The sequence below is a fragment of the Desulfitobacterium sp. genome (assembly GCF_982384815.1).
This window is the reverse complement of the sequence record NZ_CEVWNY010000131.1, coordinates 1-7517: the sequence shown is the minus strand read 5'-3', so window position 1 is coordinate 7517 and position 7517 is coordinate 1. Positions and strand designations below refer to the sequence as shown.

The 7517-nt window shown below is 42.8% G+C and carries 8 protein-coding genes; 7 read left to right on the top strand and 1 reads right to left on the bottom strand.

Features of this window, described 5'->3' with window-relative positions; translation table 11 throughout:
* The 3 genes from AC1U9U_RS14450 to AC1U9U_RS14440 all read left to right on the top strand — a co-directional run.
* A partial coding sequence (locus tag AC1U9U_RS14450) for a DUF2500 domain-containing protein (RefSeq protein ID WP_479961256.1) occupies positions 1-344 on the top strand: 344 nt, incomplete at its 5' end.
* A gap of 98 nt (positions 345-442) precedes the next feature.
* Positions 443-883 carry an RrF2 family transcriptional regulator gene (locus tag AC1U9U_RS14445; protein ID WP_479961255.1) on the top strand — a complete coding sequence of 147 codons (441 nt, stop codon included), beginning with the start codon at positions 443-445 and terminating at the stop codon, positions 881-883.
* Between the two features lie 318 nt (positions 884-1201).
* Positions 1202-2491 (top strand): homocysteine synthase, encoded by a 1290-nt coding sequence (locus tag AC1U9U_RS14440; RefSeq protein WP_479961254.1) that lies wholly within the window; start codon positions 1202-1204, stop codon positions 2489-2491.
* A gap of 179 nt (positions 2492-2670) precedes the next feature.
* On the opposite strand, the gene AC1U9U_RS14435 is transcribed toward AC1U9U_RS14440, so the two are convergent.
* A complete protein-coding gene (locus AC1U9U_RS14435) occupies positions 2671-3693 on the bottom strand; it encodes a YeiH family protein (RefSeq protein WP_479961253.1) in 1023 nt (340 codons plus the stop codon).
* A 140-nt stretch (positions 3694-3833) separates the two neighbouring features.
* Here AC1U9U_RS14435 and AC1U9U_RS14430 point away from each other — a divergent pair, with 140 nt between their 5' ends.
* The 4 genes from AC1U9U_RS14430 to AC1U9U_RS14415 all read left to right on the top strand — a co-directional run.
* Positions 3834-4742 (top strand): LysR family transcriptional regulator, encoded by a 909-nt coding sequence (locus AC1U9U_RS14430; RefSeq protein WP_479961252.1) that lies wholly within the window; start codon positions 3834-3836, stop codon positions 4740-4742.
* A 106-nt stretch (positions 4743-4848) separates the two neighbouring features.
* Positions 4849-5784: a cysteine synthase A gene (gene cysK, locus AC1U9U_RS14425; protein ID WP_479961251.1), complete on the top strand. Its 936-nt coding sequence runs from the start codon at positions 4849-4851 to the stop codon at positions 5782-5784.
* A gap of 282 nt (positions 5785-6066) precedes the next feature.
* The gene (locus AC1U9U_RS14420) at positions 6067-6708 is read left to right on the top strand and encodes a DedA family protein (protein ID WP_479961250.1); all 642 of its coding nucleotides are present in this window, start codon (positions 6067-6069) and stop codon (positions 6706-6708) included.
* Between the two features lie 133 nt (positions 6709-6841).
* The coding region (locus AC1U9U_RS14415; RefSeq protein WP_479961249.1) for a hypothetical protein at positions 6842-7517 on the top strand (676 nt) is incomplete at its 3' end.

The window sequence follows — 7517 nt, the reverse complement described above, 5'->3', positions numbered from 1 at the left end:
TAGGTTTCATTTTAGTTTTTGGACTAATCCTGGTCAATATTTTCCGAGGAATCCGAACCTGGAACTATAATAATTCTCAGCCCGTTTTAACTGTGCCCTCCCAAGTCGTGGTTAAAAGAAACCATGTAACCACTCATCACCACGATCATGGCAATGGAACGCATCATAATCATCATAGCACCAGCTATTATATAACCTTCGAAGTGGAGAGCGGGGACAGGATGGAATTCAATGTTGACCATCGTGAATATGGGATGCTGGCCGAGGGAGACTTAGGAAGGCTAACCTTTCAAGGGAGCAGGTATTTGGGCTTTGAGCGTTTGAAAGAGCCCGGACGGAGTTGAAAAGAGGCGAGCCCTTAAGCAAAAATTTGACAAAGCTTTGTATTCATATTACCATTGTTATTAAACCAATCTGAATTCTTAGTTTGGAGTGTTAAGTCATGAAAATATCAACAAAAGGAAGATATGGGCTAAGGGCATTGCTGGATCTGGCCGTTCACTCCCAAGGCGAGCATGTTCCACTTTCAAATATTGCTGAACGTCAAAGTATCTCTGAAAATTATTTAGAGCAGGTTTTTTCCGCTTTGCGCAAGGCGGGAATTATTAGAAGTGTTAAAGGTGCTCAGGGTGGATATATCTTAGCGGACAAAGCCTCGGAAATAAAGGTGGGAACGATTCTTAGAATTCTTGAGGGAGATTTATCCGTTGCTAATGAAGAATTTCAACAAGATGCCGTCAGCCTTCAGGAGTGCATTCAGATTAAGGTCTGGGATCAGATGACGGAACGGATCAACGAGTTTGTCGATTCCCTTACCTTGGAGGATCTCGTTCAAGAATATGAAATCATGAGTGGAAAAAGTGCCATAATGTATTACATTTAAGTGTAAAGCCGCTTTCTGATTTACAGAGGGCGGCTTTTTACATTTATCAGAATTTTTACCGTCTAGCGGCACACTGATGAATACAAATTACTAGGTGGGTAGGGTTTTCTATATAGGCTTTCAAGCGAAACTGTTCCATGATAGAATGAGAAGGTATTAAGAAATATATAATACATTGCTTAATTGTATTGACAAAGGAGCGGAAAAAAATTAAAATCTATTTCAAAGCATAGTAAACATATTAAAATACTACGGAGTCTTATTTAAACACTGTTTCAGTTATCTTCTATGAAGAATAAGGTTAAAGGAGCGATACCTATGAGCGAGCGAAAATTAAAGTTTGATACCTTGCAGGTTCACGCTGGACAGATCGCTGACCCAGCTACCGGTTCCAGAGCAGTGCCTATTTATCAAACTTCATCCTATGTCTTTAATAATGCGGAACACGCCGCGAACTTATTTAGTTTAAAAGAACCCGGAAATATTTATACCCGGATTATGAATCCCACTACAGATGTTTTTGAACAAAGGATTGCAGCTTTAGAGGGTGGAATCGGAGCCCTCGCGGTAGCTTCCGGTTCAGCAGCTATCACTTATGCAGTGCTAAATATCGCCGAAGCCGGCGATGAAATTGTTTCTGCCAGCACCTTGTACGGAGGGACTTATAATCTCTTTTCCTCGACTTTCCCCAAATTAGGGATCAAGACCGTTTTTGTTAATCCCGATGATCCTGAGAACTTTCGGAAAGCCATTACCGATAAGACTAAAGCACTTTATATAGAGACCATTGGTAACCCGGGTATCAATCTTGTGGATATCGAAGCAGTTGCTAAAATTGCCCATGAAAATGGGGTGCCATTGATTGTAGATAATACCTTCGGCACACCTTATCTGATTCGTCCTATTGAATGGGGAGCGGATATTGTGGTCCATTCAGCGACTAAATTCATTGGCGGGCACGGCACCTCCATCGGCGGTGTCATTGTGGATTCGGGTAAATTCGACTGGGCGGGCAGCGGTAGATTCCCTGGACTCACGGAGCCGGATGAGAGCTATCATGGGTTAAGATATGCGGAAGCCTTAGGCCCGGCGGCCTATATTACGAAAGCCAGGGTTCAGCTCTTGCGGGATACCGGTGCGGCCTTAAGCCCTTTTAACTCCTTTATGTTCATTCAAGGGCTGGAGACGCTTTCTCTACGTGTTGAAAAGCATGTGGCCAATACACAGAGAATCGTTGAATTTCTCAATAACCATCCCTATGTTTCCTGGGTTAATTATCCCGGCCTTAAAGGTAATAAATATTACGAACTAGCTCAAAAATATTTTCCCAAGGGTACGGGTTCCATCTTCACCTTTGGCATCAAAGGTGGAGTGGAAGCAGGGAAGAAGTTTATTGATAGTTTGGAGATTTTCTCCTTGTTGGCAAATGTAGCGGATGCTAAATCGCTGGTCATCCATCCGGCAAGTACTACTCATGCCCAATTGGGCGAAAAGGATCTGATTGCTGCCGGTGTTACCCCGGATATGGTCAGACTCTCCATCGGAATTGAGGATGCGGATGACCTTATTGATGATCTGGACCAGGCTCTTAGGAAAGCGGTGGGCTAAAACATCAGTTGCAAAATTCCGTGAAATAATTGTAGGGAACGATCCATGTCGTTCCCTGCATTTTTGCTTGGCTAATCAGAACGTAATTTCACGGCGCATAAGGTTTCCTGCGATGCATATTGTTGTCTGTGGCAGCACCTTCTTATTTTTTACATAGGGCTTGTAAAGGGGAGTAGCTTTTAAAGAATAAGGATAAAGTAAGACACGATAGAAACTAAGACTGAAGCGATTAACATAGCCGCTAGAGGGCGGAGTGCACGAGAACGCAGGCTTGCCAAGTGAACATTCAACCCTAATCCCACCATGGCTGCGGTTAGCAAAAAGGAAGAGAAGGTATTAATAATGTCCAACACGTCAGTTGGAATGGAAAAGTATGTCCCGATGAGACTTGTAAGGATAAATCCCAGCAAAAACCAAGGAAAAGAGGCCATTTTGGTTGTGTCTTTATGTTCGCCGGGATGACGACGTACCCACCAAAGAAGTATAAAACTCACGGGGATCAGGAGGAAAACCCTTCCTAATTTGGCGAGTAAGGCTGAGGCTAATGCGTCGGAACCTACTGGTCCGGCAGCCGCGGCGGCATGGGCGATTTCATGCAAGCTTATTCCGCTCCAGGTCCCGTATTGAACAGGTGTAAGGCCGAGATATGGGTAAATTAAGGTGTACGCTAGGGTGAAAATCGTACCTATTAAGGCGATAATACCCACACTAATGGCGGTATCTTCATCGTTAGCCTTAATGATTGGAGCGACTGCAGCGATGGCGGCGGCTCCGCAGATTCCGGTCCCAATTCCCAAAAGAAGTGATAGATGTTTCTCTCCCTTAATCCACTTGGATACCAAAAGAGTTGTAACGATAGCAATGCCAACAGTGAGGCTGCCTTGAAGCAACAAAGAGGGACCTTGTTGAAAGATGAGTTGGATATTCAAGCGGAACCCATAAAGAATAATGGCAAAACGCAGGATTTTTTGCGCTGTAAACTGAATGCCGGAACGACAAATTTCCGGATAACCCCAGATATTGCGATAGATAACTGCAATAAAAATTGCGCTGAGCATAGCACCGATCTTGTTGATGCCGGGCAGGTAGCTTAGCCCTACAGCCAATGCACCTATACCTGTTGTAAAGAGAAGTCCGGAAATAAAGGGTAAAGTATTTGTTTCAACCGCAGTAAAAGGATGTGCTTTTTTTGTGAAATTCATAATTGACAAATATCCTCCTGACTAAAGAAAATAATGAATGAAAAGGTACTCTTACTTTACCCCTGGCAAGGATCTCAATGCAATCGCTATTCTTTATACATAGTATAAGAAAAACCTATAACTGAACCGGGAGGGTTTCTGTGATTATTGAACCGCTTATGATATTTAAAAAGGTAGCTGAAGAAAAAAGTTTTTCCAAGGCCGCAGAGGATCTGTTCCTCTCCCAGCCGGCGGTCAGCTCTCACATTCGTAATCTAGAGAACGAGTTTGGGACAAAGCTAATTTATCGTTCATCAAAGCATGTCGAATTGACACCGGCAGGAGAAGTCCTCTATGAGCAGGCCGGTAGAATCATCAACCAATATCAAGAAGCAAAAGATAAGATTAATCAAATTCAGAGTATTGTTGCAGGTAATTTACGCATCGGAGCAAGCTTCACCATTGGAGAATATATCCTACCGGAACTGGTTAGCCTAATGGCTGCAATGTATCCATATCTAAATATTTCGGTGACCATTGGCAATACGGAGGAAATTGTCCAAGATCTTCGCCAGAATCGCTTAGACATTGCCTTAGTTGAGGGGAAGATAAATGGCAAGGATTTTATTCTTGAGCCTTTCATGGAAGATGAAATGGTGTTAATCGCTCCGCCGGGGCATCCTTTATCGAAAATTAAGAATGCTACAGTTAAGGATTTAAAAGATCATGTTTGGATTCTGCGTGAATCAGGCTCGGGAACGCGGGAGTTTAGTGATCGTTTTATTCAGACGCTAAAGATTCAAAAGCGGCGTTCCTATGTGTTCAGCAGCAACACAGGGGTGAAGGCTGCTGTCATCAGTGGATTGGGGATTGCTTTAGTATCTAAATTAATCATCCAAAAAGAGTTGAAGGCAAGAGAATTAGAGTTGATTCCTCTCGAAGAAAAGCTGCCCCGTCTGACTCGTGATTTTTTTATTGCCAGAAGTCCTGAAACCTATTTTACAAAGGCTGCCGATGTCTTTCTTGTTGAATTAAATCAATTTATTATTGACAGTCAAGCGGGCTCGTAATAGAATAAAAACAACAAAACCTATAAGAATACTAGGATAGAGTGAAGCGTTTGCTTGGAAACTTAAAAACAATGCAGCTAAATCCGATATTAAGGAGGATAATTAAATGGCTAAAATCGCTAAAAGTTTAACAGACCTAATCGGTAATACCCCTTTATTGGAACTGTCTAACTACAATAAAGCAAATGGGTTAGAGGCAAAAGTTGTCGCAAAGCTGGAGTACTTTAACCCACTTTCCAGTGTTAAGGACAGAATCGGCTATGCCATGATTAAGGATGCCGAAGAAAAAGGCTTGATCAACAGGGATACAATAATTATTGAACCAACCAGCGGCAATACCGGAATTGCTTTAGCCTTTGTAGCTGCTGCCCGCGGCTATCGTTTGATTCTTACCATGCCGGAAACCATGAGTGTGGAAAGAAGAAATCTTCTCAAAGCTCTGGGTGCGGAACTAGTGTTAACCCCTGGACCTGCCGGAATGAAAGGTGCCATTCAAAAAGCTGAAGAATTAGCTGCTGAATATAAGAAATCCTTTATTCCCCAACAGTTTAATAACCCCGCGAATCCGGAAATGCATAGACAAACCACTGCTGAAGAAATCTGGCGGGATACCGACGGAGAGGTAGACATCTTTGTTGCCGGAGTAGGCACAGGGGGAACTGTTACCGGCGTGGGTGAGGCCCTTAAAAAGAAGAAGCCGGAGGTAAAAATCATAGCAGTCGAACCGACTGATTCCCCTGTTCTTTCCGGCGGAAATCCTGGTCCTCATAAGATCCAAGGAATTGGTGCCGGATTCATCCCGGGAGTATTTAACTCTGAAATAATCGATGAAGTTATTCAAGTTAAAAATGAGGAAGCCTTTGATGCCTCCAGAAAACTTTCAAAAACAGAAGGCTTGCTTGTTGGAATTTCGTCCGGTGCAGCAGTCCATGCCGCTGTCCAGCTTGCCAAGAGAGCCGAAAACAAGGGAAAAACAATCGTGGTTCTTCTTCCTGACACCGGCGAAAGATACCTCTCTACAGCTTTATTCCAAGAGGACTAGCATCTCCCAATTCACACAATGTTAACATTAATTTTACAGTTTCTTCACCCGTAATTTACTACATTATGCTATGCTTTGATTAACGACATTCTTCTCCTACCTTTTTATATAGACAGGGGTAAGCCCTGTACCGCTGAACCGCCTTAAATCGGCGGTTTTTTCTTTATATTAATCTTTTCTTAAAATTACCTTGGTTGATTTGATTTCTTTCTATCCAGGCGATATGATGGTTCCGGGGCAATTGATAGTTATAAATAAGGGACTAGTGTTGTGGGGGGAGTTTTGGAATTAATGCAGACTGTTTTAGACATATTTATCCATTTGGACAAGTATCTTGGTGTGATCATCAGAGATTACGGTTTATGGACTTATCTCTTTTTGTTTTTTGTCATTTTTGCGGAGACGGGTTTCGTAGTGACTCCATTTCTACCGGGAGATTCACTGATTTTTGTCGCCGGAACTTTTGCCGCTAGTGGTGCCTTAGATGTTAAGATCTTGTTTCCTTTGCTTTTAGCCGCTGCGGTTCTCGGGGATACCATTAATTATGAGATAGGCCATTACATTGGCCCCAAAGTATTCTCGAAAGAAATGCGTTTTCTTAATCGGGAAAACCTCCTGAAGACGCAAAAGTTCTATGAAAAGCATGGCGGTAAGACCATTATCATTGCCCGCTTTATTCCGATTATCCGTACTTTTGCTCCTTTTGTAGCGGGAGTGGGCACAATGACCTATTTGCGTTTTCTAACCTACAATTTTATTGGTGCACTTCTTTGGGTTACTGTGGCTCTTTGCGCTGGGTATTTCTTTGGTAATTTGCCCTTTGTGCGCGACAACTTTACCTTGGTGATTTTCGCCATCATCGGTATTTCGGCAATTCCTCCGGTTTATGCTTACCTTAAAAATTGGTGGCAAGCAAGAACCTAGCGAAAAGCCACTGCCAATAATGAATTGAATTAAAGGATTTTGGTATCTAGGAGTAGAATTGGGAATTAGCCTCTATTTGATAGGGTTAATTCCTTTTTATTAATGGGGGTATGCATAGCAAAGGAGTGGTAATATGCCTAAGGTTAAATCGGTACTTGCCATTACGATAGCGTTCTTATTGATCGTTATTTCCATTGGATCTTCCACCGGGATGACCAAGGAGGAGCTGGCCTATCGCCCCTTGACCATAAAGCAGGTAACCCAGGCTTTTGCTCAAAAGGGGTTAAGACTCGAACCGGTCAATGGAGGGGCGGGCTTTGAGAATACGGTGCTGTTTGGCATTGAACCGGAGATTTATCGAATCCAAAATACTAAGGATTTGGTTTTTATTTACCCCTTCGCCTCCCAAGGAGAACGCCGCCGAGAGGGCGATACGTATTCAAGGTTTAACAGTGTATTGATGGACAGTTTCCGGCCCTATAGCTTCTTTTTTCAGACCCATATAGCGAAAAATATGTTTATCGTTTACTGTCCTTATATAGAAGATGTGGAAAATATGAGCCCTGAGGAATATCAAAATTCTCCCATCCCCAGCCGTTCTAAGGCGATTAAGGAACTGGTTTTTACAAATTTAAATAGAGGGAAAACCTTGATTTTCCGCGGGGAAGGTCAATATTGGGAAGCCCAAACGGTATATAATTTTATAAGCCAATTTCATAGAGATAGCCGGGGGGTGCTTGGCCATGAAGGCAGGGACGAGTATAGAACGGTAGTAAGATATAAAGGGAATAATCCCTCCGAAGTCGGAG

Bases quoted from the DNA above. Each gene is read 5' to 3' on its own strand.
- AC1U9U_RS14435 (WP_479961253.1), bottom strand. From the start codon at position 3,693: ATGAATTTCACAAAAAAAGCACATCCTTTTACTGCGGTTGAAACAAAT.
- AC1U9U_RS14445 (WP_479961255.1), top strand. From the start codon at position 443: ATGAAAATATCAACAAAAGGAAGATATGGGCTAAGGGCATTGCTGGAT.
- cysK (WP_479961251.1), top strand. From the start codon at position 4,849: ATGGCTAAAATCGCTAAAAGTTTAACAGACCTAATCGGTAATACCCCT.
- AC1U9U_RS14440 (WP_479961254.1), top strand. From the start codon at position 1,202: ATGAGCGAGCGAAAATTAAAGTTTGATACCTTGCAGGTTCACGCTGGA.